A 24,708-nucleotide genomic window follows, 5' to 3' on the forward strand; every position below is an offset into this window, starting at 1 on the left:
TGTCTTCAAGGTGGCGAGCTCTGACACGGGGCGCCGCGCGGTGTCGTCCAATCTGTTCACAGGTGAGTTGCAAGCGTATGGAAGCTTCGGCTGGGATTTCCGGCTTGGGTCGGGCCTTGGTGCAAAACAATATGCTGTTGCAGCAGGATGCGGACGCCATTCTGCGCCAGTCTCAGGCGTCGCACATCAGCTTCGTCGAGCAGCTGATTCAGAGCAAGAAGATGACGGCGCAAGATGTCGCGATGTTCGCGTCCAAGACTTTTGGCTATCCCTTATTGGACATGTCGGCGATTGATCTCGATCAGTTGCCCAAGGGGGTGGTTGACGACGAACTGATCGCCAGCCGGCGCTTGCTGCCCCTGCTCAAGCGCGGCAACAAGCTGTATGTCGGCACTTCGGACCCCACTCAAACCTCGGCCTATCACGCGATCACCTTCAAGACCGGAATGACGGTGGAAGTGGTGGTGGTGGAGGACGACAAGCTGGGCAAGATGCTCGGCAAGTACAGCGAGGACGCCACCGCCGCGATCAAGGCGTTGGAGAATGAGGATTTCGGCGATCTGGAATTCGCCGATCCGGACGCGCCGGGGGATACCGGCGCGCAACCGGACGTCGACGACGCGCCGGTGGTCAAGTTCATCCACAAGGTGTTGCTGGACGCCATCAACGGCGGCGCGTCGGATATCCATTTCGAGCCTTATGAGAAGTTCTACCGCATCCGCTATCGGGTGGACGGGGTGTTGAAGGAGATTTCGCAGCCCCCCTTGGTGTTGAAGGAAAAGATCGCCTCCCGGATCAAGGTGATCTCCAAGCTGGATATTTCGGAAAAGCGGGTGCCGCAGGACGGCCGGATGAAGCTGGTCATATCCAAGGCGCGGGCGATCGACTTCCGGGTCAGCACCTTGCCCACCCTGTACGGCGAGAAGATCGTGATGCGTATCCTGGACTCGTCGTCGGCGAATCTGGATATCGAGCAGCTGGGCTTCGAGCCGGAGCAGAAACGTTTGTTGCTGGAGGCGATCGGACGCCCCTACGGCATGGTGCTGGTGACCGGCCCCACCGGCAGCGGTAAAACGGTGTCGCTGTATACCTGTCTTAATTTGTTGAACAAGCCGGACATCAATATCGCCACGGCCGAGGACCCGGTGGAAATCAACTTGCCGGGCATCAACCAGGTCAACGTCAACGAGCGCGCCGGACTGACCTTCGCCTCGGCCCTGAAGGCTTTTCTGCGTCAGGATCCGGATATGATCATGGTGGGCGAGATTCGGGACTTCGAAACGGCGGACATCGCGATCAAGGCGGCGCAGACCGGCCATATGGTGTTTTCCACCCTGCATACCAATAATGCGCCGGCGACCTTGACCCGGATGTTGAACATGGGGGTGGCGCCGTTCAATATCGCCAGCTCGGTGCTGTTGATCATGGCGCAGCGGCTGGCGCGGCGATTGTGCGCGCATTGCAAGAAGCCGGCGGATATTCCCGAAGAGGCGCTCTTGCGCGCCGGTTTCAAGAAAGAGGAACTGGACGGCAGCTGGAAGCCCTATGCGCCGGTGGGCTGCGAGGAGTGCCGCAGCACCGGCTACCGCGGCCGCACCGGCATTTACGAAGTGATGCCGATCACCGACGCGATGACGCGCTTGATCATGCAGAACGGCACCGCCATCGATATCGCCGATCTGGCGCGCAAGGAGGGCATGGTGGACTTGCGCCATGCCGGCTTGCTGAAAGTGAAGGCGGGCTTGACCTCGTTGACGGAGATCGAGGCGGTGACCAACGAGTAAAGCCGGTTTCGCGCCTCCGGCGGCGGCCGGCGAGCGGGCTAAACGGCTTGGAATAAGAAAGAGGCCATGGAATGGCAGTCACGGTAGCAAAAAAAGCGACGCCGGGCTTTGTCTGGGAATGGGAAGGCAAGGACAAGGCGGGCAAGGCGATACGCGGGGAGTTGCGGGCGGAGTCCGAGGCGGTGGCCAAGACCCAGTTGCGGCGTCAGGGCATTAACGTCGTCAAGATCAAGCGCCGGCGCGGCGGTTTCGGCAAGCGCATCACCGAGCGGGACATCACCTTGTTCACCCGCCAGCTGGCGACCATGATGCGCGCCGGCGTGCCCTTGCTGCAGGCGTTCGACATCGCGGCCAAGGGCCACGGCAACCCAGCGGTGACCAAGATGCTGCTGGAGGTGCGCGCCGACGTCGAAACCGGCCTGTCGCTGGCGGAAGCCTTCCGCAAGCGGCCCTTGTACTTCGACAAGCTGTTCTGCAACATCATCGCCGCGGGCGAAACCGGCGGCGTGCTGGACTCTTTGCTGGACAAGCTGGCCACCTACAAGGAAAAGGTGATGGCGATCAAGGGCAAGATCAAGTCGGCCCTGATCTATCCGTCGGCCATCGTCGGCACCGCCTTCATCATTACCGCCGTCATCATGATTTACGTGATTCCGGCGTTCAAGGATCTGTTTTCCAGCTTCGGCGCCAATCTGCCGGCGCCGACGCTGTTCGTGATCTGGCTGTCGGACGGCTTCGTCCATTACTGGTGGCTGATCTTCGGCGTGATTTTCGGCAGCCTGTTCGGCTTTCTTTACGCCTTCAAGCGCACGCCCAAGCTGCAAGAGCGGATGGACCGCATCCTGCTGCGTGTGCCGGTGATCGGCGATATCATCCGCAAGGCCACCATCGCGCGCTGGGCGCGCACCTTGTCCACCTTGTTCGCCGCCGGGGTGCCCTTGGTGGAGGCGCTGGACTCGGTGGGCGGCGCTTCCGGCAACCAGGTGTACGCGGACGCCACCAAGCGGATCCAGAACGACGTCAGCACCGGCTCCAGCCTCAATTACTCGATGCAGCGCACCGACTTGTTCCCTAATATGGTGCTGCAAATGACCTCGATCGGCGAGGAGTCCGGCTCGCTGGACCAGATGCTGGACAAGGTGGCGGATTTTTACGAAGAAGAAGTCGATAACGCGGTGGCCGCGCTGTCCAGTTTGCTGGAGCCGGCCATCATGGTGATTCTGGGGATCTTGATCGGCGGTTTGATCATTGCGATGTATATGCCGATTTTCAAAATGGGGCAGGTGGTTGGATGATTGAGGAGTGGCGCTGGATCGCCGGCTCGTACCCGCTGGCTTTCGCCGGCGCGGCGCTGGTGCTGGGTTTGTTGCTTGGCAGTTTTCTGAATGTGATCATCCATCGTTTGCCGAAGATGCTGGAAGCCGAGTGGCGGCGCAATTGCGTGGATTGCCTGCAATTGGAAGAGGACGAGGCGGGCGAACGCTACAATTTGATGCGGCCGGCCTCGCACTGCCCGCAATGCCGGGCCGCGGTGCGTCCATGGCAGAACATCCCGGTGCTGAGCTTTCTGCTGTTGCGCGGACGGTGCGGCAGCTGCCGGGCCAAGATCTCCTGGCGTTACCCGGCGGTGGAGTTGTCGACCGGGGCCTTGTTCGCCTTCCTGGCCTGGCGCTATGGCTGGTCGGAACAGTTGCCGGCCTATATGGCCCTGACCGCGGTGTTGCTGGCCCTGACCTTCATCGACGCGGACACGCAGCTGCTGCCGGACAATCTGACCTTGCCCTTGCTGTGGGGCGGTTTGCTGTTCAATCTGCTGACCGGCACCGTGCCGCTGGCCGACGCGGTGATCGGCGCGATGGCGGGCTATCTGTGCCTGTGGCTGCTGTTCCACGGTTTCAAGCTGGCCACCGGCAAGGAGGGCATGGGCTACGGCGACTTCAAGCTGCTGGCCGCCTTGGGCGCATGGCTGGGATGGACCTTGCTGCCGCTGGTGATTCTGTTGTCCTCGCTGGTGGGCGCGGTGGTGGGCGTGGTCTTGATTTTGCTGGCCAAGCACGGCCGCGGTCAGCCGCTGCCGTTTGGTCCTTATCTTGCGGCCGCCGGCTGGATCGCCTTGATCTGGGGTCAGGACATTGTGAACTGGTATTTGCATGCCTATTAAAGTAGTAGGGTTGACCGGCGGCATCGGCTCCGGCAAAAGCGCGGCGGCGGATCGTTTCGCCGAGCTGGGCGTGCCGGTGGTCGACACCGACGCCATCGCGCATGAGCTGACCGGTCCGCGCGGCGCGGCGATGCCGGCCCTGGCGGCGGCGTTCGGCGCTGGCGCGGTGCGAGAGGACGGAGCGCTGGATCGCGGCTGGATGCGCGAGCGGGTGTTCGCAGACGCCGACAGCCGGCAGCGGCTGGAAAGCGTGCTGCATCCGTTGATCCGGCGGGAGAGCGAGGCCAGGGTGGCCGCGGCGCGCGGGCCGTATTGCGTGCTGGTGGTGCCCTTGTTGTTTGAAACCGGGCATTATCTGCCGATGCTGGCGCGCACCCTGCTGGTGGACTGCGAGGAGTCGGCGCAGCTGGAGCGGGTGATGCGGCGCAACGGCATGGACGAAAAGGCGGTGCGGGCGATCATGGCGACGCAATGTTCGCGAGCGCAGCGACGCGAACGCGCCGACGATATAATTTGTAATAATGACAGCTTGGCTGCATTGAGGCTTCAAGTCGACGCCAAACACGATTATTATCTTGCCAGCCTAGCCGATAGATCATAACCGGGCTCTCGCGAGCCAAGCAGAAGGGCCGATGCGCCGTGATCAGTTTTGAGTTTCCCGTCACCGAGCGAACCCGCATCCTGCTCCGCCTGGAGCATCTCTACGCACGTCTTGGGTATTTCATCGGCAAGGACCATCCGTATGATCACCATGCGGCCCTGCTGGTCTTGTTCGAGCTGATGGAAACCGCCTCGCGCGCGGACTTGAAGGCGGATCTGCTGCAGGAATTGGAGCGGCAGAAACAGATGCTGGAAGCGCTGCGCGAGAATCCGCAGGTGGCGGAGGAAACCCTGGAGGGCGTGCTGGAGGACATCGAGCACGCGTCCACCCGCCTGCTGGCCCTGACCGGCAAGTTCGGCCAGCATCTGCGCGAGAACGAGTGGCTGATGGCGATCAAGCAGCGCGCCGGCATTCCCGGCGGCACCTGCCAGTTCGATTTGCCGTCTTATCACCAGTGGCAGCAGAAGTCGGCCGAAGTGCGGCGCCAGGACATCAAGCGCTGGGCGTCGCCGTTGATGCCCACCGCGGAGGCGGCGGGCATTCTGCTGACCCTGTTGCGCGACAGCGGCAAGACCCACCATTACGTGGCGCGCCGCGGCGTGTTCCAGCAGATGTCCGGCGGCAAGGTGGTGCAGTTGATCCGCGTCGCCTACGACGGCGGCCTGGAGTTGCTGCCCGAACTATCCGCCAATAAATACGCGCTCAATATCCGCTTCGTCAGCGCGGTGACCGGGGAGTCCCGGCCGCGGCAGACCGAGCAGGATGTCGAGTTTCACCTGACCAATTGCAAGTTCTGACCGGCGCGCGCCGGTCTTTGCCCCCGTTTTGAGAAGCCATGTCTGATTCTGTACGCGTTGTCGCCTGTCCCACCTGTCGCGCTCCGGTGCGCTGGGAGCCGCAAAGCCAGTTCCGCCCGTTTTGCAGCAAACGCTGCCGCCTGATCGATTTGGGCGAGTGGGCGACGGAAAGCTATCGGGTGCCGGCGCAGGAAGAATCGCCGAGCGAGGCGAGCCGCGGCGAGTGAGCGCCCGGCCGCAATGAAAAACAGGTCCCTGACGGGACCTGTTTTGCTTTGGCCGCGGCTCGAACTCAGGCTCTGGCCGCCAGCGCCGCGCCTTGGGAGAAATAGCCCTTCATGCCGGTGAAGATGGCATTGGCCATTTGCTGCTGGAAATCGCTGCTGAGCAGGCGCTGCTCTTCCTCCGGATTGGAGATGAAGGCGGTTTCCACCAGGATGGACGGAATGTCCGGCGCTTTCAGCACCGCGAAGCCGGCCTGTTCCACCGCGCTCTTGTGCAGCTTGTTGAGGCCGCCCAGGTGCCCCAGCACGGTCTTGCCCAGTTTCAGGCTGTCGTTGATGGTGGCGGTCTGAGTCAGGTCCAGCAGGGTGTGGGCCAGGTATTTGTCCTTGCTGCCTATCTTGACGCCGCCCACCAGGTCGGCGTCGTTCTGGCTTTGCGCCAGGGCTTTGGCGAAGGCGCTGGTCGCGCCTTTTTCCGACAGCGCGAACACCGAGGAACCGCGCGCGGCGCGGTTGGGCGCGGCGTCGGCGTGGATGGAGACGAATAGGTCGGCGTTCAGCTTGCGCGCCTTGGCCACCCGTACGCCCAGCGGGATGAACACATCTTCGTCGCGGGTCATATAGGCCTTCATATTGCTTTCCGCATCGATCATTCGTTTCAACTGCTTGCCGATGCTCAGCACCACGTCCTTCTCGCGGGTGCCGTTCAGGCCGACGGCGCCGGGATCTATGCCGCCATGGCCCGGGTCCAGCATCACGATGATCGGGCGGTTGCTGTCCTTTTTCTTGGGCTTGATCTGCGGCGCGGGCTGTTCCAGCTTGCCCTTGTTGTAGTCCTGCAGCAGCGCGAGCAGGGGATCGTCCTGCTTGCCGTCGGCCGGGTAGAGGTCGACCACCAGCCGGTGTTTGTACTCGGCCACCGGCACCATGGTGAAGGCTTGCGGCGTGACGTTGGCCTTCAATTCCAGCACCAGGCGCACGGTGTTCGGATCGAACTGGCCGGCGCGCGCGGTCTTGATGTAGGGGTCGGCGGCGGCAATCTGGCTGCCGATGTCTTTCAGCACGCTATTGAGTTGCACGCCTTGCAGGTCGATCACCAGCCGGTTGGGGTTGGCGATGGTGAACTGCTTGTATTGGATGGCCTCGCTGGCCTCCAGCGTGATGCGGGTGTAAAGCGACGCCGGCCAGATGCGTAGGGCGACGATCTGGCTGCCGGCGGCAAAGCCGACGCGGCTCACCGACAGCATGAAGGTGGCGGCGGCCGCGCCGATCAGTCGGCGGCGGAGGGGGTCGAAAGTCGAATCAGGCATGACTGTCCGGTTTCTGAGTGGGCGAGTAAACGATAATTGCGACCATTTCCGGCCACGGCTAGTTCCAGCACGATATCGGCGCGCGGCAGCAAATCCGCCGCCTTGTCCGGCCATTCAACCAGGCACAGGCTGTCCGGGCCGAAGTATTCGCGGAAGCCGGCATCCTCCCATTCCTCCGGGTCGGCGAAACGGTACAGGTCGAAATGGTGCACGCTATAGTGAGGAAAAGGATAGCTCTCCACCAGAGTATAGGTGGGGCTTTTGACCTTGCCGGCATGACCGAGCGCGGTCAGCAGGCCGCGCGTGAACGTGGTCTTGCCGGCGCCCAGGTCGCCCAATAGATAGACGACGAGGCCGGCTTGCGCCGCTTCGGCGAAGGCTTTGCCCAGCGCCAGGGTGGCGGTTTCATCTTCCAGGTAGCCGCAGCGAACGCTGGTATCATCCATGGCCATGACCGAAAACTCTTTACAAAAACCGGATTATCCCGAATTGGCGCGCCAAATCAAAGCCTGGGCGCGAGAATTGGGCTTTGCCGACGCCAGAATCGGTCGCGCCGGCTTGCCGCCGGAGGCGGAACAGAAGTTGAACGCCTGGCTGGCCGCCGGTCATCACGGCGAGATGGACTATATGGCCCGCCACGGCGCCTTGCGGGTCAAGCCGGCGGAGCTGGTGCCCGGCACCCTGTCCGTCATTTCCCTGCGCATGCATTACTGGCCGCAAGCGCGCGACTCGGCCGAAGTGCTGGCCGACGGCGGCAAAGCCTATTTATCGCGCTACGCGCTGGGGCGCGATTATCACAAGGTCTTGCGCAACCGGCTGCAGGCGCTGGCGGACCGAATCAAGCGGGAGATCGGCGATTTCGGCTACCGGGTGTTCACCGACAGCGCGCCGGTGGCCGAGGTGGCGCTGGCGGCGCAGGCCGGCCTGGGCTGGCGCGGCAAGCACACTTTGCTGCTGACCAAGAACGAGGGCTCGCTGTTTTTCCTGGGCGAGGTCTTCACCGATCTGCCCTTGCCGGAGGACGAGGCGGAGGACGGCCATTGCGGCCGCTGCACCCGCTGCATCGATGTCTGTCCCACCGCGGCCATCGTCGCGCCCTATACCGTGGACGCGCGCCGCTGCATTTCCTACCTGACGATAGAGCTGAAGCGGGCGATTCCGGAGGAGATGCGGCCCTTGATCGGCAACCGCGTTTACGGTTGCGACGATTGCCAGTTGTTCTGTCCATGGAACCGTTTCGCGGTCGATACCCAAGAGACCGATTTTGCGGTGCGTCATGGTCTGGACGACGTGAGCTTGCTAGAGTTGTTCGCCTGGAGCGAGACTGAGTTCAAGGAGAAGATGGCCGGCAGCCCGATTTACCGCATCGGCTATCACAAATGGCTGTCCAACCTGGCGGTGGGCCTGGGCAACGCGCCCACTACGCCGGAAGTGGTGGCGGGGCTGCGCGCGCGCTTGGACTTTCCCGACGAGATGGTGGCCGAGCCGGTGCGCTGGGCGCTGAGCCGGCACGGGGTCTTGGTCTGAATCTCAGTTCTTGCTGGGAGCCTTGACCAGGGATTCGCCTTCCAGCACCACCTTGCCGCGGACCGAGCACTGGGTCGCCAGTTTGACGAAGTGCTTTTCCGGATTCAGTTCGATCACGGTGGCGCGGGCGGTCACGGTGTCGCCGATGCGCACCGGCGCCTTGAAACGGGTGGATTGCGACAGATAGATGGTGCCGTGGCCGGGCAACTGGGTGCCCACCACCGTGGAGATCAGGCTGGCGGTCAGCATGCCGTGCGCGATGCGGGTCTCGAACGGCGTCGTTTCCGCGTATTCCTGATTGATGTGCACCGGGTTGTTGTCGCCGGAGACGGCGGCGAACATCAGCACGTCGGCTTCGGTGATGGTCTTGCTGAACTCGGCCGAATCGCCGAGGCTAAGATCTTCAAACCAAACAGTCATGACCGCTCCTGACTTGATATGACGAGGAAATGTTGCAGTGCATTGTGACAGCTTTTGGCCGAAATGCAAATTACCGAGAAATCACGTACTATCGGCGATAAGTTGCGTTTTTGCCACGCTGTATGCAATACAAATCAACCAAACGCTCGTTTGAATTTGTGCTTGGGGCATAATCAGCCTTGCTTCGGCAATTGCTGCTTCCGCGTTCGATCAATCCAGACGGCGGCATTTCTGAAACGGCCGCGCTTGGCGGCGCGGCGGCGGCGTCGAGCCGCTCCAGGTTTCTTTTAGAGATGTCCAGAGGTTTGTTGGAGGAATATGAAAGTTCTAGTCGCTGTGAAACGCGTTGTGGATTACAACGTGAAGGTTCGGGTCAAGGCCGACGGCACTGACGTGGATATCGCCAACGTCAAGATGTCAATGAACCCGTTTGACGAAATCGCGGTGGAAGAGGCGGTGCGTCTCAAGGAAGCCGGCAAGGTCAGCGAAATCGTCGCGGTGTCGCTGGGCGTCAAGCAATGCGAGGAAACGCTGCGCACCGCGCTGGCGATGGGCGCCGACCGCGCCATCCTGGTGGAAACCGACGTGGAGCTGCAGCCGCTGGCGGTGGCCAAATTGCTGAAGGCGCTGGCGGACAAGGAACAGCCGCAGCTCTTGATCGTGGGCAAGCAGGCGATCGACGACGACGCCAACCAGACCGGCCAGATGGTGTCCGCGCTGCTGGGCTGGGGCCAGGGCGCTTTCGCCTCCAAGGTGGAGCTGTCGGCCGAGACCGTGGACGTCACCCGCGAGATCGACGGCGGTCTGGAAACCGTCAAGCTGCGCCTGCCGGCGGTGGTCACTGCCGACCTGCGCCTGAACGAGCCGCGCTTCATCAAGCTGCCCAACATCATGGCGGCCAAGAAAAAGCCGCTGGACAAGACCACGCCGGCCGAGCTGGGCGTGGACGCCGCTCCGCGTCTGAAGACGCTGAAGGTGGCCGAGCCTTCCAAGCGCAGCGCCGGCATCAAGGTGGCCAACGCCGCCGAGCTGGTCGCCAAACTGAAAACCGAAGCAAAGGTGCTGTAAGCCATGGCCATTCTCGTTATCGCTGAACACGACAACCAGGGCCTGAAAGCAGGCACTCTGAACACCGTTACCGCCGCCGCCAAGCTGGGCGAAGTGCACCTGCTGGTGGCCGGCCACAACGCCGCCGCCGCCGCCGAGGCCGCCAAGAGCGTGGCCGGCGTCGCCAAAGTGCTGCTGGCCGACGCCGCGCACTACGCGCACGGCCTGGCCGAGAACCTGGGCGCGCTGGTGTCCGGCCTGGCCAAGGGCTATAGCCACGTGCTGGCGCCGGCGTCCTCCTTCGGCAAGAACCTGCTGCCGCGCGTGGCCGCCTTGCTGGACGTGGCGCAGATCTCCGAGGTCGTCGCCATCGAGTCCGCCGACACCTTCGTGCGGCCGATTTACGCCGGCAACGTGCTGGCCACCGTGCAGTCCGCCGACCCGATCAAGGTCATCACCGTGCGCACCACCGCCTTCGACGCGGCGGGCCAGGGCGGTTCCGCCGCGGTGGAAACCGTGGCAGCGGCCGCAGACGCGCAGCTGTCCGGCTTTGTCGGCCAGGAACTGACCAAGTCCGACCGCCCGGAACTGGGTTCGGCCAAGGTCATCGTTTCCGGCGGCCGCGCGCTGGGTTCGGAAGAGCAGTTCAAGGCGGTGATCGATCCGCTGGCGGACAAGCTCTCCGCCGCCGTCGGCGCTTCCCGCGCCGCGGTGGACGCCGGCTACGCGCCGAACGACTACCAAGTGGGCCAGACCGGCAAGGTGGTGGCGCCGCAGCTGTACTTCGCGGTCGGCATTTCCGGCGCGATCCAGCACTTGGCCGGCATGAAGGACTCCAAGGTGATCGTCGCCATCAACAAGGACGAGGAAGCGCCTATCTTCCAGGTGGCGGATTACGGCATCGTCGGCGATCTGTTCACCGTGGTGCCGGAGCTGATGGCCGAGTTGTCCAAATAATCCCGCGTCCGCGCCGCGAGTCTCTCGCCGGCGCGGACTTTAAGAACGTGTTTACGCGCTCGCGAGCCAGAGAGAAACAGGGCGAAAGCGGCTGAGAAAGCGGAATGCGCTGGTGGCGCGTCAGCATTTCGAAGCGGAACTCACCGTGCAAGCTCTCTCAACGCGCAGCAGATCGTAAACCGGTTCTGCGGGCCGGGCGCGCCGCATGGCCGCACGGTACAAGAATATTCAGCCGGCACGTCCGCGCGCAGTCATCGGCCCGATGCGGGCCGGACCCGTCGCGGCGTTTGCCGGCTTTTTCATGTCTGCGAAGAGAAACCGATGGCCGGTTGTGTTGGCCATCCCAGCCATCCAAACACGAGGAGAAGGCGATGATTTATCAAGCACCGATCAAGGACATCCAATTCGCGCTCAACGAGCTGGCCGAGCTGCCGGCCATCTGCGGCCTGCCGGGCTATGGCGAATGCTCGGTGGAACTGGTGGACGCCATTCTGGAGGAGGGCGCCAAGTTCGCCGAGGGCGTGCTGGCGCCGATCAACAAACAGGGCGATCAGGGCGCCAAATGGCGCGACGGCGAAGTCAGCGCCGCGCCCGGCTTCAAGGACGCCTGGCAGCAGTACGTCGAATCCGGCTGGGTCGGCCTGCGCGCGCCGGAGGCCTACGGCGGCCAGGGCATGCCGGCCTTGGTGGCCACCGCTGCCGAGGAGATGTGGTGTTCCGCCAACCTGGCCTTCTCGCTGGCGCCGCTGCTGACCCTGGGCGCGATCGAGGCCATCCACCATCATGCGTCGGACGAACTCAAGAACGTCTATCTGCCGCCGATGTCCAGCGGCGCCTGGACCGGCACCATGAATCTGACCGAGCCGCAAGCGGGCTCCGACCTGGCCCAGGTGCGCAGCAAGGCCTTGCCTCAGGCTGACGGCAGCTACCGCATCAGCGGCCAGAAAATCTTCATCACCTGGGGCGAGCACGATATGGCGGACAACATCGTCCACCTGGTGCTGGCCCGCTTGCCGGACGCGCCGGCCGGAGTGAAGGGCATTTCCTTGTTCATCGTGCCCAAATTCCTGGTCAAGGCCGACGGCAGCCTGGGCGCGCGCAACGACGTGCGCTGCGTGTCGCTGGAGCACAAGCTGGGCATCCACGGCAGCCCCACCGCGGTGATGAGTTTCGGCGACCAGGACGGCGCGGTCGGCTATCTGGTCGGCGAAGCCAACAAGGGCCTGAACTATATGTTCACCATGATGAACCACGCGCGGCTGGGCGTGGGCATCGAAGGTCTGGCGGTGTCGGAGCGCGCCTACCAGAAGGCGGTGGAATACGCGCGCGAGCGCGTGCAGAGCCGCGCCGTGGGTTCGCCCGATCCGGCCGGCGTGGCCATCATTCAGCATCCGGACGTGCGCCGCATGCTGCTGACCATGCGCGCCCAGGTGGAGGCGCAGCGCGCGCTGGCCTTGTACACCGCGGCGGCGCTGGACCGCGCCGCGCGCCATCCGGTGGCGAGCGAGAAGGCGCGCAACCAGGCGCTGGCCAATTTCCTTATCCCCATCGTCAAGGGTTGGAACACCGAGCAGGCCAACGAGATCACCAGTCTGGCGCTGCAGGTGCACGGCGGCATGGGGTATATCGAGGAAACCGGCGTCGCTCAGTACTACCGCGACGCGCGCATCACCGCCATCTACGAAGGCACCACCGGCATCCAGGCGCTGGACTTGATCGGCCGCAAGACCGCGGGCGAGGGCGGCGTCACCGCCCGCGCCTTGCTGGAGGAGGCGGCAGGCTGCGCGGCCAAGCTGCGCGCGGCCGGCTTGACCAGCCTGGCGGACAATCTGGACGAAGCGGTCAAGCAGGCGCGCCGCAGCGTAGACTTCATCCTGGAGACCTTCGCCGGGCAGCCGCAGCGGGCAGCGGCCGGATCGGTGCCCTTCCTCAAACTGATGGGCATCGTGCTGGGCGGCTGGCAGATGGCGCGCGCGGCCTTGATCGCCAAGGATAAGCTGAGCGAGGGCGAGGCCGACCATGACTTCATGCGCGCCAAACTGGCCACCGCGCGTTTCTACGGCGAGCATCTGCTGCCACAGGCGGGCGGCCTGGCGGCCGCCATCGTGGAGGGCGCGGACAGCGTGCTGGAGATGAACGAAGCCTGGTTCTGAGGCTGGACGAAGACGCGAAACAAACGCCGCGGGGGTTCCGCGGCGTTTTTTGTTGCCTGGCCGACGCAAGAGCGATTCTTGCATGAGCTTGTAATCGGGCTTTGAGATAATGGCAAAGACCTTGTTGCGGGATGCTGCGGCGCGACAGCAAAAACCGTTTGTCATTAAAAATATTTTGCCGCATAGTGTTTGCTCCGCCCCTAGCTACGGGGGGTGTGCGAAATCAGGCGGAAAAATAGTTCTTAATAGAAGAATTTATCGCATGGCGCGCTGATATTCGCTTGAATATTGCCTGGCTATGCAATTCGGTCTTTTTTCGGATTGACCGTATCCTGATGGCGTGCAAATAATCCGCTGCATGACTCACAGCCATGCTTGAGCCCAACCCCGGCCGATTCCACCACGGCGCGGGCGTCCGCTTGAACTTGGCCGCAAGGTCCGCGCTTAGATTTCAAGAATGAATACAGAAGCCAGGATGCAATGAAGCAAGTGGTCCATTGGAGTGAAAAGGGGAAGCGGTTATTGCCGTCGGCCGCGACGCTGGGGCGTCTGGTCGCCGCTTTGCCCTGGCTGGCGCTGGCAGGCGCCGCCGCATGGCTGGGCACCGCCGCCGCGCCTTTGCTGGGACCCGCCGCCAAGCAATGGCGCGGCTTAAGCGAGCCGGCGCCGCAGTCCGCCGCCGCCAATGTGGCGATGGCGCATTGGTTCGGCGAGCCGGTGGCGCAACAGGCGGTGGCCTTGCCGCCGGTCAAGCTGATCGGCGTCTACGCGCCGCAGGCTTCCGGCGCGCCCGGCTTCGCGGTGATAGACGACAACGGCCGCTCGGTGGCCCTGCTGCTGGGCAAGACGACGCCGGACGGCTGGGAGCTTGCCCAGATCACCGCCTCCGGCGTGCTGATGCGCTCCGGCGGCAGCGAGCAGTTCGTGCCGCTGGTCGAACGCGTGCCCGGCGCGGGCGCCGTCGTCGGCAATGTCCCGCCGGCGATGCCGCCGCCGATTTCCCCTCCTTCCCAGGCTCCCGTTTCGCCCCCCGCTGTGGTTCCTGTGAATCCTGAAACCCCGCCGCAACCTGGGCTGGATTCCGCCAGCATGGTTCGCCAATAAGAAGACTGAATATGCGTATCCACAAACTCGTCGCCATCCTGGCCCTGGTCTACGGTTGCAACGCCGCATTGGCCGCCACCCCGCAGAACGACGGAGTGATGCTCAACTTCGTCAACGCCGACATCGAAACCGTGGTCAAGGCGATAGGCGAGATCACCGGCAAGAACTTCATCATCGACCCGCGGGTCAAGGGCACGGTCAACATCGTGTCCAGCAAGCCGGTGCCGCGCGCCTTGTCCTACCAGATCCTGCTGTCCTCGCTGCGCTTGCAGGGCTTTTCCGCGGTGGAGGGCGGCGGCGTGGTCAAGATCGTGCCGGAAGCCGACGCCAAGCTGCACGCCAAGGCCAGCAAGGGCATTCCGCGCGGCGACGGCGACCGCCTGATCACCAAGGTGTTCACGCTCAAGTACGGCAACGCCAACCAGTTGGTGCCGGTGATCCGCCCCATCGTGTCGCCCAACAACACCATCGCCGCCTACCCGCAGTCCAACGCGCTGATCGTCACCGACTACGCGGACAACATCCAGCGCATCGAATCCATCATCGATTCGATCGAGAGCGCCGCCGCCGGCGACACCGTGGTGGTGCCGGTGCTGTTCGGCTCCGCGGTGGAGCTGGCCGGCAGCCTGAACAAGCTGTTGCAGGACAGCGGCGCCGGCGCCGACGGCGGCAAGACCACCATCATTCCGGACGCGCGCGCCAATGTGCTGATGGTGCGCGCCGACACCCCGGGCAAGATAGGCAAGATCAAAAGCCTGCTCAAGCTCTTGGACCAGCCCAGCCAGGCCGGCGCCAATGTGCGCGTGGTCTATCTGAAGAACGCCGAGGCCGGCAAGGTGGCGCAGACGCTGCGCGCGCTGATGACCGGCGACGCCGGCCCCTTGCAGGGCCGCACCGCGGTGAGCACCAACGGCGGCTCCAGTTCCAGCCTGCTGAACCAGAGCGGCTCGGGCAGCGGCTCCGCCTCTTCGTCCAGCGGCTCAGCCAGCGCCGCGCAGGCTGCCAGCCCGGTGGGCGGCGACAGCGCGTCCAGCGGCTCCGGCAGCGGGGCCGGCGGCGGCGGATCGATGATCCAGGCCGATCCCACCAACAACGCGCTGATCCTGAACGTGCCGGACTCCATGTACCAGAATCTGCGCAACGTCATCGACCTGCTGGACAAGCGCCGCGCCCAAGTGATGGTGGAGGCGCTGGTGGTGGAAGTAGCCGCGCAGCGGGTGATGGAGTTGGGCGTGCAATGGCAGGCCTTGGGCGCGCTCAACGGCAACGGCGCCGGCGTGTTCGGCGGCACCAACTTTCCCGGCACCACCAACCCGGGGATCATCGGTTTGTCCGGCGGAACGTTGGCCGGCGGCACCGGCGCTGCCGCCACCCCCCTGGGCACGCTGGCCGGCTCCGCCGGCCTCAATATCGGTTGGGTCAAGGGCACCGTCAACATCCCCGGCATCGGCACCGTGTTGAACATGGGCGCGCTGGCCCGGGCGATGGAGACCGAAATGGGCGGCAACATCGTGTCCAGCCCGTCGCTGATGGCGATGGACAATGAGAAGGCCAAGATCCAGATTGGCCAGGAAGTGCCTATCCTGACCGGCCAGTACAGTAATACCGGCAGCAGCAGCAGCGGTTCGGTCAATCCCTTCCAGACCTATGACCGCAAGACCATAGGCTTCAACCTGGAAATCACCCCGCAGATTTCCGAAGGCGGCTCCATCCGCATGAAGATTCTGCAGGAAGCATCCACCATCGTGCCGGGCACCGATAAAAACCCGCAAGGTCCGACCACCAATAAGCGGATGATAGAAACCATCGCGAATGTCGACGACGGCGGCATCATCGCCATCGGCGGCCTGCTGCAGGAAGCGGTCAGCGACAATGAAAGCAAGGTGCCGCTCTTGGGCGACATCCCGTGGCTGGGCGCCTTGTTCCGCTACAGCAACAAGAAGCGCGACAAGACCAATCTGATGATCTTCATCAAGCCCACCATCGTTCGTGACGATCTGGGCGCGCGCTCCATCGCCACCGATCGCTACAACTACATCATCGGCGAAGGCCATAAGGCGGAGAAGGAAAAGCTGCAGATGAACCTGGATTCGGCGCTGAAGTCCCTGCCGGAGAGCGGCATCCGCTCGACGCTGGAACAAAGCCTGAAGGCGCAGCAGAAATGAACAAGCCCAAGCTGTCGCCGGCGCTGGGTTTCCCGTTCGCGCGCGCCAACGGCGTGATTCTGCTGGACGGCGAAAGCGGCCGCCATCTGCTGCTGCGCGAAGACTGCCGGCCCGAGGCCTGGGCCGAAGTGCTGCGTCTGCACGGCCAGGGACTGGCCAGCGTCGAGACGCTGGAGGCGGCCTTGTTCGACAAGCGCCTGTCCGAGCATTACGCCAACCGCGACGGCGCTGCGGCCGAGGTGGTGGACGACATCGGCCAGGATCTGGACCTGACCCAGATGGTGGAGTCTCTGCCGACGGTGGAGGACTTGCTGGAAAGCGAGGGCGACGCGCCCATCATCCGCATGATCAACGCCTTGCTGACCCAGGCGCTGCGCGACGGCGCCTCGGACATCCACATCGAGGCTTTCGAAGACCGCTCGGTGGTGCGCTTCCGCCTGGACGGCTCGCTGCGCGACGTGGTCAGCCCGCACCGCGCGCTGCACGCGGCGATGGTGTCGCGGATCAAGATCATGGCCAATCTCGACATCGCCGAAAAACGCATTCCGCAGGACGGCCGCATCTCGCTGCGCCTGGGCGGCCGCCCGGTGGACGTGCGGGTGTCCACGCTGCCCACCAGCCACGGCGAGCGCGTGGTGCTGCGCCTGCTGGACAAGGAGAACGCCCGCCTGGACCTGGCCACGCTGGGCATGGCGGCGGACACGCTGCAGGCGGTGGACAAGGTGATCCGCCAGCCGCACGGCATCCTGCTGGTCACCGGTCCCACCGGCTCGGGCAAGACCACCACGCTGTACGCGGCCTTGTCGCGGTTGGACGCGCGCCACACCAACATCATGACGGTGGAGGACCCGGTGGAATACCATCTGGACGGCGTCGGCCAGACCCAGGTCAATCCGCGCATCGACATGAGCTTCGCCAAGGCGCTGCGCGCGATTCTGCGCCAGGATCCGGACGTGGTGATGATAGGCGAGATCCGCGATCTGGAAACCGCGCAGATCGCGGTGCAGGCCTCATTGACCGGCCACCTGGTGCTGGCCACGCTGCACACCAACGACGCCGCCTCGGCGGTGACGCGGCTGGTGGACATGGGCGTCGAGCCCTTCCTGTTGGCGTCCAGCCTGTTGGGCGTGATGGCGCAACGGCTGGTGCGCCGGCTGTGCCCGCATTGCAAGACGCCGCATCCGGTGCCGCTGGAGGGCGAGGAGAACACGCCGCACTACCGGCCGGCCGGCTGCCCGAACTGCGGCCATTCCGGCTACAAGGGGCGTTACGGCGTTTATGAATTGCTCTTGGTCGACGATCAATTGCAGCGCTTGATCCACGATCGCGCTTCCGAGCAGAAAATGCGCGACTACGCCGCCCGCCACGGCATGCGCTCGCTGCGCGACGACGGCCTGCGCTGGGTCAAGGCCGGCGAAACTTCGCTGGAAGAAATCATGCGGGTGACGAGGAACTGATGGCCGCCTTCCGTTTTACCGCTTTCGACCCCGCCGGCAAGGAGCAGAAGGGCTTGCTGGAGGCGGACTCCGCGCGCGCCGCGCGCAGCCAGCTGCGCGAGCGCGGCCTGCTGCCCTTGGAGGTGGAAAGCGTCAGCGCCAAGAACGGAGACGCCGGCAGCTCGGCGCTGCGCCGCGGCTTGCCGCGCGCCGAACTGGTGATGATCACCGAACAGCTGTCCACTCTGCTCAACGCCGGTCTGCCGCTGGAAAAAGCGCTGACCGCGGTGACCGAGCAGTGCGAACACCCGCGCAGCCGCACCGTGCTCGCGGCCTTGCGCAGCGACATCCTGGAAGGCAAGAGCTTCGCCCAGGCGCTGTCCGCCGCGCCGGGCGTGTTCTTCCCGTTGTATCGCTCGCTGGTGCAGGCCGGCGAGCAATCCGGCCACCTCGACACCGTTATGGCGCGTTTGGCCGAATATCTGGACAAGCGCCAGAACACCCAGCAAAAAGTGATGCTGGCGATGGCCTATCCGGCCGTGGTCACCGTGGTGGCCATTCTGGTGGTGGCCGGCCTGATGAGTTATGTGGTGCCGCAGGTGGTCAGCGTGTTCGCGCAGACCAAGCAGACCTTGCCCTTCCTGACCCGGGCGCTGGTGGCCGCCAGCGATTTTCTGCGCCAGTGGGGCGTCGCGCTGCTGGCCGGCATCGTCGCCGCGCTGTTCCTGACCGTGCGCGCCTTGCGCGCGCCGGCGCTGAAGCGGCGCTTCCACGCCCGGCTGCTGAAGCTGCCGGTGTTCGGCCGCCTGCTGCGCGCGCTCAACACCGCGCGCATGGCCAGCACCCTGTCCATCCTGGTGGGCAGCGGCGTGCCGCTGCTGACCGCGCTGGAAACCGCGCGCGGCCTGATGACCTTGTTGCCGATGCAGGACGCGGTCAGCGAGGCGATGGCCAAGGTGAGGGAAGGCGTGGCGCTGTCGCGCGCGCTGCACGCCACCCGTCAATTCCCGCCGGTGCTGATCCATCTGATCGGCAGCGGCGAATCCAGCGGCACGCTGGCGCATATGCTGGACCGCGCCGCCCAGCAGCAGGAGCAGGAGGTGGAGCGCAAGCTCGCCACCTTCACCACGCTGATGGAGCCGCTGCTGATCCTGTTCATGGGCGGCATGGTCTTGTTGATCGTGCTGGCCATCATGATGCCCATCATCGATATGAACCAGATGGTGCATTGATTTTCGCGGAAAGAAGCACGGCAATGTCTCACAAGGCAGTTTTACAGCAATGGGTGCTGGAGGCGCTGGCCGCCCACGGCGGCAAGGCGGACCGGCTGACGGTGGCCAAGCACATCTGGCATGCGCGCGGGCGCGAGCTGGAAGGCACCGACTTGTTTTACACCTGGCAATACGATATGAGCTGGGCGGCGAGCGAGCTGAGGAAGCTGGGCCAGCTCAAGCCGGCCAATGCCGGACCCGCCGGCGTCTGGGAGCTGTCCGGCGACGGCCCCTCCCTGTTTTGACCCCTTGAAACCTCGGTAGTAGGAGTAGATATGCGACACCTTTCCCAAGCGGCCCAGCGAGGCTTCACCCTGATCGAAATCATGGTGGTGATCGTGATTCTCGGCGTACTGGCGGCGTTGGTGGTGCCCAAGGTGATGAGCCGTCCGGACGAGGCGCGCGCCGTCGCCGCCAAGCAGGACCTGGGCGCCTTGAGCCAGGCCTTGAAACTGTACCGGCTGGACAACGGCCGCTACCCCAGCAGCGAGCAGGGCCTGCAGGCCTTGGTGCAGAAACCGAGCTCGGCGCCGGAACCGAAAAACTGGAAGCCGGGCGGCTATCTGGAGCGCCTGCCCAAGGACCCGTGGGGCAATCCCTACCAGTACGCCAATCCGGGCACCCACGGCGAAATCGACATCTGGAGCTTCGGCGCCGACGGCGAGCCGGGCGGCGAGGGCGTGGACGCGGACATCGGCAACTGGGACGCGGTCAAGTAAGACCGGAGTCGTCGATGAACTCCTCCTTTTCGGCGCGCGGCTTCACCCTGATCGAGGTGATGGTGGTGATGCTGATCATCGGGGTGCTGGCCACCACGGTGACGCTGAGCATGCGGCCGGACACCCATCGCCAGGCCTCGGACGAGGCCTACCGTTTGGCGCGGGTGCTGGAGCAGGCGGCCGACGCCGCCGAAATGGGGGACCCGCTGGCGCTGATGTGGGACGCCAAGGGCTACGGTTTCCGCCGCCGCGGCGACAATGGAGACTGGGGCGGCGCCAACGATGAATTGCTGGCCGACCGGCTGTGGCCGGAGGGCGTGCACGGGGGGGCGCTGTTGCTGGACGGCCAACCTTGGCCGGCGGGCCGGCCGCTGCCCTTGTGGCAGGACGGGCGCGCCAACGCGCTGGCCTTGCAGATCAAGACCGAGACGCGCGGCCTGGCCGTGACCCTGTCGCCGCTGGGGCGCAGCCGGGTGGACGAAGGCTCATGAAGCGCGAGCGCGGATTTACGCTGTTCGAAGTGCTGGTGGCGCTGGCCATCATCGCGGTGGCCTTGGGCGCGCTGCTGCGCGCCACCGGCCTGGCCGCAGACAACGGCGAGGGCATGAAGCGGCGGATGCAGGCGGCCTGGGAGGCGCAGAACATGATCGCGCTGATGCAGGCGCGCCGCGAATGGCCGGACGTGGGCGAGCAGGCGGGAGAGTTGGACGACGACGGCGCGCGCTGGCGCTGGCAGCGCGTGGTCAGCCAGACGCCCAATCCCAATTTCCGCAAAGTGGCGGTGCGGGTGCTGGCCCAGGGCGACGGCCGCTACGTGTTGGCCGAGATGACCGGCTATTTGCGCATGAACATCGGAGGCGGCTCGTGAGGCGCGGCCGGCAGCGCGGCATGACCTTGATCGAGATCCTGGTGGCGATGAGCTTGCTCGCCATCCTGTCGGTGCTCGGCTACAAGGCGTTCGGCTCCTTGCTGATCTCGCGCGAGCGGCTGATGCAGACCAGCGAGCAATGGGTGGACGCCGCGCGCGCCTTCCGGCGGCTGGAGGGCGACCTGACCGGCCAGATGCCGGCGCCGACGCAAGGGCAGGGCCCGAGCCTGGGCGGCAGCCAGCTGCTGCTGCAAAGCGACGGCGACGGCCAGACGCTGACCCTGCAGAGTTTTTCCGCCCGCTATCCCGGCGGCCAGGAACGCATCAGCTACCATGCCGGCGCGCAAGGCCTCAGCTGGGCGGCGGGCGACGCCCAGGGCGCGGCGCCGACCGCTTATGTCCTGCTGGGCAAGGACGCCGCGGTGCGCTGGCGCGTGCTGCTGGACGACGGCAACTGGCTGGACAACTGGCCGCCGCGCGAAGCCAGCCCGGCGCACAGTCCGCGCGCGCTGGAAATGCGCATCCGCATGCCGGGCAATGAATGGGCGAAACGGATATGGGCGCTGCCATGAAGAGGCCGGGAAGCCGGAAGCAGCGCGGCATGGCGGTGATCATGGCCTTGCTGATCGTGGCCTTGGCCACCACCGCCGCCTCGCTGGTGCTGTGGCAGCAGGGTCTGTGGTGGCATCAGCTGGACAACGACCGCAACCGCGCCCAACTGCGCCTGGTGGCCGACGCCGGCCTGGGCTGGGCGATGGAAATCCTGCGCTTCAACAACGGCGCGGCCGGCAACGGCGTGGTGGCCTTGTCCCAGCTGTGGGCGCAGCCCTTGCCGCAGACCGAGGCCCAGGGCGTGACCGTGTCCGGGCAGTTGAGCGATCTGCAAGGCCGCTTCAATCTGAATTCGCTGGTGCAGAACGGCCAGACCAATGCGCGGCAGCTGGTGTTCTACAAGCGGCTGCTGACCACGCTGGGCCTGCCCACGCGCTTGTCCGAACCCTTGGTCAGGCAGTTGCGCGGCGGCAAGGATTCGGAGGACGCCAGCCAGCCGGCGGGGGAGAACCGTCCGCCGGAGCCGGGCGCGACGGCGCCGGGTCATCCGCTGCTTCGCGTGGAAATGCTGCGCTGGCTGCCGGGCTACACCCCGGAGGTGCTGGACAAGTTGCTGCCGCACGTGGCGGCTTTGCCGGCGGACGTCAGCCAGATCAACATCAACACCGCCACGCCGGCGGTGATGAAAACCTTGTTGCCCGGCGTCGGCGACGGCAATTTGCTGGTCTTGCTCAACCAGCGCAAGGTCAATTACTACAAGGACGCCAACGACTTCAAGGCGCGGTTGCCGGCGCCGGGCATCATCGCCGACACCGACATTGCCGCGGCGTCCAATTACTTCATGCTGGACAGCTCGGCCCGGCTGGAACGGGCGCGGCTGGAAATGCGGGCGCTGATCTACAGCAATATGAACGTGGTGAAGACGCTGTGGCGGCAAGACGGCGCGGGACGTCCGCCGCCGGCCAGGGGAAACGGAAATCAGAATGACAACGCTTAGACTGTATCTGCGGGCCGGCTGGCCCGATAGCGAACCGGGGCTGCCCTGGGCCCTGCTGGGGGCGCGCGGCGAAGCCAGCGCCCAGGGCGACAGCGCGCCGGCCGGCTGGCCGCGCGCCGACCGCTGCGAACTGATCCTGCCCGCCGGCCGCACCCTGTTCACCCAGGCGCGGCTGCCGGCCGCGGTCAAGCTGCCGACGGCGGCGATGATGGGCTTCGCGCTGGAGGAGGGGCTGATCAACGACCCGTCCGCCAATCTTTACGCACTGGGCGGAGAACTGCCGGACGGCAGCCGCGCGGTGGCGGTGACCGAGGCCTTCCCGGTGCGCCGCGCCGTGGCCATGCTCAAGAGCGCCGGGCGCTTGTGCGACCGCATCTTGCCGGAGGAAAGCCTGCTGCCGCCGCCGGCGCGCGACGGCTGGAGCGTGGCGCGCGGCGGCGAGGGCTGGTTGCTGCGGCTGAGCGCCACGCGCGCGGCCTGGCTGCCCTACTGCGGCGAAACGGCCGAACAACTGCTGTTCGCGCGGCTGGCGGCGCAACTGCCGCCGGCCAGCCTGACCGTGTGCGGGGCCGAAGCGGCCGGCCTGATCGGATCGCGGTTGCCGGCGTGGCAGGGCGAACCCAGGCAGCTGGCGGCCCATGACTGGCGCAGCGGCCAGGCGCAACAGGCTTTCGACTTCGCCAACGGCGAGCTGGCGGCCAATCGCCGCTGGCGCGACTGGGGGCCGGCGCTGCGCCGCGCCGGGCTGGTGTTGGGCGGCCTGCTGACGGCGCAACTGGCGTTGACCCTGGGCCAGGCCGGCTGGTACACCTGGCAAAAACACAGCTTGTCGGCGGAGATCCGCGCCGCCGCCAAACCCTGGATCGGCGGCCAGGCGATGCCGGGCAGCAGCGCGCTGGCGATGACGCGCGCGGTGGACAAGCTGCGGCTGAGCCACGGCCTGCCGGCGCGGGACGACGTTTTGGAGCTGATGGGCGCGCTGGCGGCGCTCAGCGGCCGCGATCTGCAGACTCGCACCCTCAGCTACGACGGCGGGCGGCTCAAGCTGCAAGTGGCGGACGTGCCGGCGGAGACCTTGCAGCGCTGGCGCGGCCAACTGGCGGCCAAGCAGATCCGCCTGGACGTGACCGCCACCCAGCAAGGGACCAAAGAACTCAGCCTGTCCCGGGAGCCCTGACATGAAGCAATATCGTGAACAATTCGCCGCCTACTGGCGGCAGCGCAGCCGCCGCGAACAAGCCTTGCTGCTGGTGATGGCCGTCGTACTCGGCGTCGGCGTGCTCTACGCCGGCGTCTGGGAACCGGCGGGCAAATCGGTGGAGCGCAACCGCGCCGCCGCGGCGCGTCTGCAAGCCGAGCTGAGCCATGTGCAATCTCTGGCGCACGAGGCCGAGCAGTTGAAACGCCAGCCGGCGCAGGCGGCGCTGCCGGCCAAGGAGTTGTTGCCGGTGATTCGCCAGGTGGCGCAGAGTCAGGGCCTGTCCGAGGCCGGCTGGCAGTTGAGTCCCGAGGGCGAGTCCGGCGTGGCGATGGAGGGCACGATGGCGTTCGACGCCTGGGTCAAGCTGGCCGGCGTGCTGGCGGCCCAGCACCAGGTGCGCGTGCTCAATCTCCGGGCCGAGGCCCAGCCGATGCCGGGCCAAGTGCATATCAAGGCGCTGCTGGCGCATGCCGGAGGCGGCGCATGAAAAAGAAAATATTGTTGGGCGCGCTATTGGGCGCGTTGTTCCTGGCCGGCCTGATCGCCGCATTGCCGGCGAGCTTGCTGTCGCTGCCGCTGTTGAGCGCCACCGGCGATCGCTGGCAGTTCAGCGGCGCGCAAGGCACGGTGTGGCAGGGCAAGACGCAATTGGTCTATGTCGGCGACAAGGGCGAGGTGTTGCCGATGAGCCGGATAGGCTGGCGCTTCCAACCCAAGGCCTTGCTGTCGGGGCGGGCGATCTGGCTGCTGGAGAGCGACGGCCAGGACGGCAAGCTGGAGTGGGGCTGGGACGGGATGGAGGTCAACGGCGTCAACCTGACTCTGCCGGTGGCGGCGCTGGCGAATTTGTCCAAGACCTGGCAGGCGGCGCGCTTGGGCGGCGATCTGCAGCTCAAGATCGGCCAGTTCAGCCGCAAGGGCGGCCAGTTGGCCGGCAATCTGCAACTGAGCTGGCTGGGCGCGGCCTCGCCCTTGAGCCCGTTGTCGCCGTTCGGCTCCTACCAGATGGATGTCAACGGCGCCGGCGCGGGCGTGGCGCTGAACGTGTCGACGCTGGACGGACCGTTGAATCTGAGCGGGCAGGGGCAGTGGCAGCCGGGCGCGGCCTTCGCGCTGAGCGGCAGCGCCCACAGCCCGCCGGAAAAATACGACGCCTTGAAACCGCTGATGCTGATGTTGGGCAAACCTAGCGGGCCGACCAGCGTGCAGTGGCAGATCCGCCCCGGGGCCTGATTGCCGCTCATTTGTCATGTTATCGATTTTTCTTGTGAGTTTTCCGGTTCGGCGTTACTATAGAAAGGTTTAACCAAACGGGACTGATGCGCCAGGCATCGAGTCCCGTTCTTCACATAAAGCAATTCGAAAACTTAGGGTAGGGACAGATCCCATCTGTCGCGGCGGAGGCCTTGCGCGA

26 protein-coding genes are annotated in these 24,708 nt (G+C 65.3%); 23 read left to right on the forward strand and 3 right to left on the reverse strand.

Going from position 1 to position 24,708, the window contains the following annotated elements; translation table 11 throughout:
- Positions 1 to 77 precede the first annotated feature (77 nt).
- The 6 genes from pilB (at position 78) to yacG (ending at position 5,570) form a co-directional block, all read left to right on the forward strand.
- A complete protein-coding gene (gene pilB / locus VK98_RS11630; protein ID WP_048414184.1) occupies positions 78 to 1,784 on the forward strand; it encodes a type IV-A pilus assembly ATPase PilB in 1,707 nt (568 codons plus the stop codon).
- Positions 1,785 to 1,855: 71 nt separating this feature from the next.
- Positions 1,856 to 3,079 carry a type II secretion system F family protein gene (locus VK98_RS11635; RefSeq protein ID WP_048414185.1) on the forward strand — a complete coding sequence of 408 codons (1,224 nt, stop codon included), beginning with the start codon at positions 1,856 to 1,858 and terminating at the stop codon, positions 3,077 to 3,079.
- Positions 3,076 to 3,945: an A24 family peptidase gene (locus VK98_RS11640; RefSeq protein WP_048414186.1), complete on the forward strand. Its 870-nt coding sequence runs from the start codon at positions 3,076 to 3,078 to the stop codon at positions 3,943 to 3,945. Before VK98_RS11635 ends, VK98_RS11640 begins: the two co-directional genes overlap by 4 nt.
- On the forward strand, positions 3,935 to 4,546 hold the full coding sequence (gene coaE, locus VK98_RS11645; RefSeq protein WP_048414187.1) for a dephospho-CoA kinase: 612 nt from the start codon (positions 3,935 to 3,937) through the stop codon (positions 4,544 to 4,546). The genes VK98_RS11640 and coaE overlap by 11 nt, the downstream gene beginning before the upstream one ends.
- 38 nt (positions 4,547 to 4,584) lie before the next feature.
- A complete protein-coding gene (gene zapD, locus VK98_RS11650; RefSeq protein WP_048414188.1) occupies positions 4,585 to 5,343 on the forward strand; it encodes a cell division protein ZapD in 759 nt (252 codons plus the stop codon).
- A gap of 38 nt (positions 5,344 to 5,381) precedes the next feature.
- Positions 5,382 to 5,570, forward strand: coding sequence for a DNA gyrase inhibitor YacG (gene yacG / locus VK98_RS11655; protein WP_048409544.1), 189 nt, complete (start codon positions 5,382 to 5,384; stop codon positions 5,568 to 5,570).
- A 65-nt stretch (positions 5,571 to 5,635) separates the two neighbouring features.
- Here the strand turns inward: yacG and VK98_RS11660 are convergent, their stop codons facing one another.
- Both VK98_RS11660 and tsaE read right to left on the reverse strand, forming a co-directional pair.
- The gene (locus VK98_RS11660; protein WP_048414189.1) at positions 5,636 to 6,877 is read right to left on the reverse strand and encodes an N-acetylmuramoyl-L-alanine amidase; all 1,242 of its coding nucleotides are present in this window, start codon (positions 6,875 to 6,877) and stop codon (positions 5,636 to 5,638) included.
- A complete protein-coding gene (gene tsaE, locus VK98_RS11665) occupies positions 6,838 to 7,323 on the reverse strand; it encodes a tRNA (adenosine(37)-N6)-threonylcarbamoyltransferase complex ATPase subunit type 1 TsaE (protein WP_369700244.1) in 486 nt (161 codons plus the stop codon). The genes VK98_RS11660 and tsaE overlap by 40 nt, the downstream gene beginning before the upstream one ends.
- On the opposite strand from tsaE, the gene queG reads away from it, so the two are divergent.
- On the forward strand, positions 7,322 to 8,404 hold the full coding sequence (queG, locus tag VK98_RS11670) for a tRNA epoxyqueuosine(34) reductase QueG (RefSeq protein ID WP_338030545.1): 1,083 nt from the start codon (positions 7,322 to 7,324) through the stop codon (positions 8,402 to 8,404). The genes tsaE and queG overlap by 2 nt on opposite strands.
- 3 nt (positions 8,405 to 8,407) lie before the next feature.
- On the opposite strand, the gene VK98_RS11675 is transcribed toward queG, so the two are convergent.
- Positions 8,408 to 8,824 (reverse strand): MaoC family dehydratase, encoded by a 417-nt coding sequence (locus VK98_RS11675; protein WP_048414192.1) that lies wholly within the window; start codon positions 8,822 to 8,824, stop codon positions 8,408 to 8,410.
- 318 nt (positions 8,825 to 9,142) lie between these two features.
- Between VK98_RS11675 and VK98_RS11680 the strand changes: the two genes are divergently transcribed.
- The 16 genes from VK98_RS11680 to VK98_RS11755 all read left to right on the forward strand — a co-directional run bounded on the left by VK98_RS11680 (position 9,143) and on the right by VK98_RS11755 (position 24,527).
- On the forward strand, positions 9,143 to 9,892 hold the full coding sequence (locus VK98_RS11680; protein ID WP_048414193.1) for an electron transfer flavoprotein subunit beta/FixA family protein: 750 nt from the start codon (positions 9,143 to 9,145) through the stop codon (positions 9,890 to 9,892).
- 3 nt (positions 9,893 to 9,895) lie between these two features.
- Entirely contained in the window at positions 9,896 to 10,828 is a 933-nt protein-coding gene (locus VK98_RS11685; RefSeq protein WP_048414194.1) for an electron transfer flavoprotein subunit alpha/FixB family protein, read from the forward strand.
- A 371-nt stretch (positions 10,829 to 11,199) separates the two neighbouring features.
- Positions 11,200 to 12,981, forward strand: a complete 1,782-nt coding sequence (locus VK98_RS11690; protein ID WP_048414195.1) for an acyl-CoA dehydrogenase C-terminal domain-containing protein — start codon at positions 11,200 to 11,202, stop codon at positions 12,979 to 12,981.
- Positions 12,982 to 13,461: 480 nt separating this feature from the next.
- Positions 13,462 to 14,085, forward strand: a complete 624-nt coding sequence (locus tag VK98_RS11695; protein ID WP_156187835.1) for a hypothetical protein — start codon at positions 13,462 to 13,464, stop codon at positions 14,083 to 14,085.
- A gap of 11 nt (positions 14,086 to 14,096) precedes the next feature.
- Positions 14,097 to 16,250: a type II secretion system secretin GspD gene (gene gspD / locus VK98_RS11700; RefSeq protein WP_048414197.1), complete on the forward strand. Its 2,154-nt coding sequence runs from the start codon at positions 14,097 to 14,099 to the stop codon at positions 16,248 to 16,250.
- The gene (gene gspE / locus VK98_RS11705; protein ID WP_048414198.1) at positions 16,247 to 17,707 is read left to right on the forward strand and encodes a type II secretion system ATPase GspE; all 1,461 of its coding nucleotides are present in this window, start codon (positions 16,247 to 16,249) and stop codon (positions 17,705 to 17,707) included. The genes gspD and gspE overlap by 4 nt, the downstream gene beginning before the upstream one ends.
- Positions 17,707 to 18,918 (forward strand): type II secretion system inner membrane protein GspF, encoded by a 1,212-nt coding sequence (gene gspF / locus VK98_RS11710; protein WP_019100903.1) that lies wholly within the window; start codon positions 17,707 to 17,709, stop codon positions 18,916 to 18,918. Before gspE ends, gspF begins: the two co-directional genes overlap by 1 nt.
- A 23-nt stretch (positions 18,919 to 18,941) precedes the next feature.
- Positions 18,942 to 19,202, forward strand: coding sequence for a hypothetical protein (locus VK98_RS11715; RefSeq protein WP_048414199.1), 261 nt, complete (start codon positions 18,942 to 18,944; stop codon positions 19,200 to 19,202).
- A gap of 30 nt (positions 19,203 to 19,232) precedes the next feature.
- Positions 19,233 to 19,676 (forward strand): type II secretion system major pseudopilin GspG, encoded by a 444-nt coding sequence (gspG, locus tag VK98_RS11720; RefSeq protein ID WP_048414200.1) that lies wholly within the window; start codon positions 19,233 to 19,235, stop codon positions 19,674 to 19,676.
- A 14-nt stretch (positions 19,677 to 19,690) separates the two neighbouring features.
- A complete protein-coding gene (locus tag VK98_RS11725; protein ID WP_048414201.1) occupies positions 19,691 to 20,167 on the forward strand; it encodes a prepilin-type N-terminal cleavage/methylation domain-containing protein in 477 nt (158 codons plus the stop codon).
- Positions 20,164 to 20,544 carry a type II secretion system minor pseudopilin GspI gene (gene gspI, locus VK98_RS11730; protein ID WP_048414202.1) on the forward strand — a complete coding sequence of 127 codons (381 nt, stop codon included), beginning with the start codon at positions 20,164 to 20,166 and terminating at the stop codon, positions 20,542 to 20,544. Before VK98_RS11725 ends, gspI begins: the two co-directional genes overlap by 4 nt.
- A complete protein-coding gene (locus VK98_RS11735) occupies positions 20,541 to 21,116 on the forward strand; it encodes a type II secretion system protein GspJ (protein WP_048414203.1) in 576 nt (191 codons plus the stop codon). The genes gspI and VK98_RS11735 overlap by 4 nt, the downstream gene beginning before the upstream one ends.
- 29 nt (positions 21,117 to 21,145) lie before the next feature.
- Complete coding sequence (gene gspK, locus VK98_RS11740; RefSeq protein WP_048414204.1) at positions 21,146 to 22,093, forward strand: type II secretion system minor pseudopilin GspK; 948 nt, start codon at positions 21,146 to 21,148, stop codon at positions 22,091 to 22,093.
- Entirely contained in the window at positions 22,080 to 23,270 is a 1,191-nt protein-coding gene (gene gspL / locus VK98_RS11745) for a type II secretion system protein GspL (RefSeq protein WP_048414205.1), read from the forward strand. Before gspK ends, gspL begins: the two co-directional genes overlap by 14 nt.
- A 1-nt stretch (position 23,271) precedes the next feature.
- The gene (gene gspM, locus VK98_RS22785; RefSeq protein ID WP_053077346.1) at positions 23,272 to 23,781 is read left to right on the forward strand and encodes a type II secretion system protein GspM; all 510 of its coding nucleotides are present in this window, start codon (positions 23,272 to 23,274) and stop codon (positions 23,779 to 23,781) included.
- Positions 23,778 to 24,527 (forward strand): type II secretion system protein N, encoded by a 750-nt coding sequence (locus VK98_RS11755; protein WP_048414206.1) that lies wholly within the window; start codon positions 23,778 to 23,780, stop codon positions 24,525 to 24,527. The genes gspM and VK98_RS11755 overlap by 4 nt, the downstream gene beginning before the upstream one ends.
- The last annotated feature ends 181 nt before the right edge of the window (positions 24,528 to 24,708 follow it).

It is taken from the genome of Chromobacterium sp. LK11, assembly GCF_001043705.1.
GTDB lineage: Bacteria > Pseudomonadota > Gammaproteobacteria > Burkholderiales > Chromobacteriaceae > Chromobacterium > Chromobacterium alkanivorans.

Coding starts and splice junctions, on each gene's coding strand:
- pilB (WP_048414184.1), top strand. CDS start 78: ATGGAAGCTTCGGCTGGGATTTCCGGCTTGGGTCGGGCCTTGGTGCAA.
- VK98_RS11635 (WP_048414185.1), top strand. CDS start 1,856: ATGGCAGTCACGGTAGCAAAAAAAGCGACGCCGGGCTTTGTCTGGGAA.
- VK98_RS11640 (WP_048414186.1), top strand. CDS start 3,076: ATGATTGAGGAGTGGCGCTGGATCGCCGGCTCGTACCCGCTGGCTTTC.
- coaE (WP_048414187.1), top strand. CDS start 3,935: ATGCCTATTAAAGTAGTAGGGTTGACCGGCGGCATCGGCTCCGGCAAA.
- yacG (WP_048409544.1), top strand. CDS start 5,382: ATGTCTGATTCTGTACGCGTTGTCGCCTGTCCCACCTGTCGCGCTCCG.
- VK98_RS11660 (WP_048414189.1), bottom strand. CDS start 6,877: ATGCCTGATTCGACTTTCGACCCCCTCCGCCGCCGACTGATCGGCGCG.
- queG (WP_338030545.1), top strand. CDS start 7,322: ATGGCCATGACCGAAAACTCTTTACAAAAACCGGATTATCCCGAATTG.
- tsaE (WP_369700244.1), bottom strand. CDS start 7,323: ATGGATGATACCAGCGTTCGCTGCGGCTACCTGGAAGATGAAACCGCC.
- VK98_RS11675 (WP_048414192.1), bottom strand. CDS start 8,824: ATGACTGTTTGGTTTGAAGATCTTAGCCTCGGCGATTCGGCCGAGTTC.
- VK98_RS11680 (WP_048414193.1), top strand. CDS start 9,143: ATGAAAGTTCTAGTCGCTGTGAAACGCGTTGTGGATTACAACGTGAAG.
- VK98_RS11685 (WP_048414194.1), top strand. CDS start 9,896: ATGGCCATTCTCGTTATCGCTGAACACGACAACCAGGGCCTGAAAGCA.
- VK98_RS11690 (WP_048414195.1), top strand. CDS start 11,200: ATGATTTATCAAGCACCGATCAAGGACATCCAATTCGCGCTCAACGAG.
- VK98_RS11695 (WP_156187835.1), top strand. CDS start 13,462: ATGAAGCAAGTGGTCCATTGGAGTGAAAAGGGGAAGCGGTTATTGCCG.
- gspD (WP_048414197.1), top strand. CDS start 14,097: ATGCGTATCCACAAACTCGTCGCCATCCTGGCCCTGGTCTACGGTTGC.
- gspE (WP_048414198.1), top strand. CDS start 16,247: ATGAACAAGCCCAAGCTGTCGCCGGCGCTGGGTTTCCCGTTCGCGCGC.
- gspF (WP_019100903.1), top strand. CDS start 17,707: ATGGCCGCCTTCCGTTTTACCGCTTTCGACCCCGCCGGCAAGGAGCAG.
- VK98_RS11715 (WP_048414199.1), top strand. CDS start 18,942: ATGTCTCACAAGGCAGTTTTACAGCAATGGGTGCTGGAGGCGCTGGCC.
- gspG (WP_048414200.1), top strand. CDS start 19,233: ATGCGACACCTTTCCCAAGCGGCCCAGCGAGGCTTCACCCTGATCGAA.
- VK98_RS11725 (WP_048414201.1), top strand. CDS start 19,691: ATGAACTCCTCCTTTTCGGCGCGCGGCTTCACCCTGATCGAGGTGATG.
- gspI (WP_048414202.1), top strand. CDS start 20,164: ATGAAGCGCGAGCGCGGATTTACGCTGTTCGAAGTGCTGGTGGCGCTG.
- gspK (WP_048414204.1), top strand. CDS start 21,146: ATGGCGGTGATCATGGCCTTGCTGATCGTGGCCTTGGCCACCACCGCC.
- gspL (WP_048414205.1), top strand. CDS start 22,080: ATGACAACGCTTAGACTGTATCTGCGGGCCGGCTGGCCCGATAGCGAA.
- gspM (WP_053077346.1), top strand. CDS start 23,272: ATGAAGCAATATCGTGAACAATTCGCCGCCTACTGGCGGCAGCGCAGC.
- VK98_RS11755 (WP_048414206.1), top strand. CDS start 23,778: ATGAAAAAGAAAATATTGTTGGGCGCGCTATTGGGCGCGTTGTTCCTG.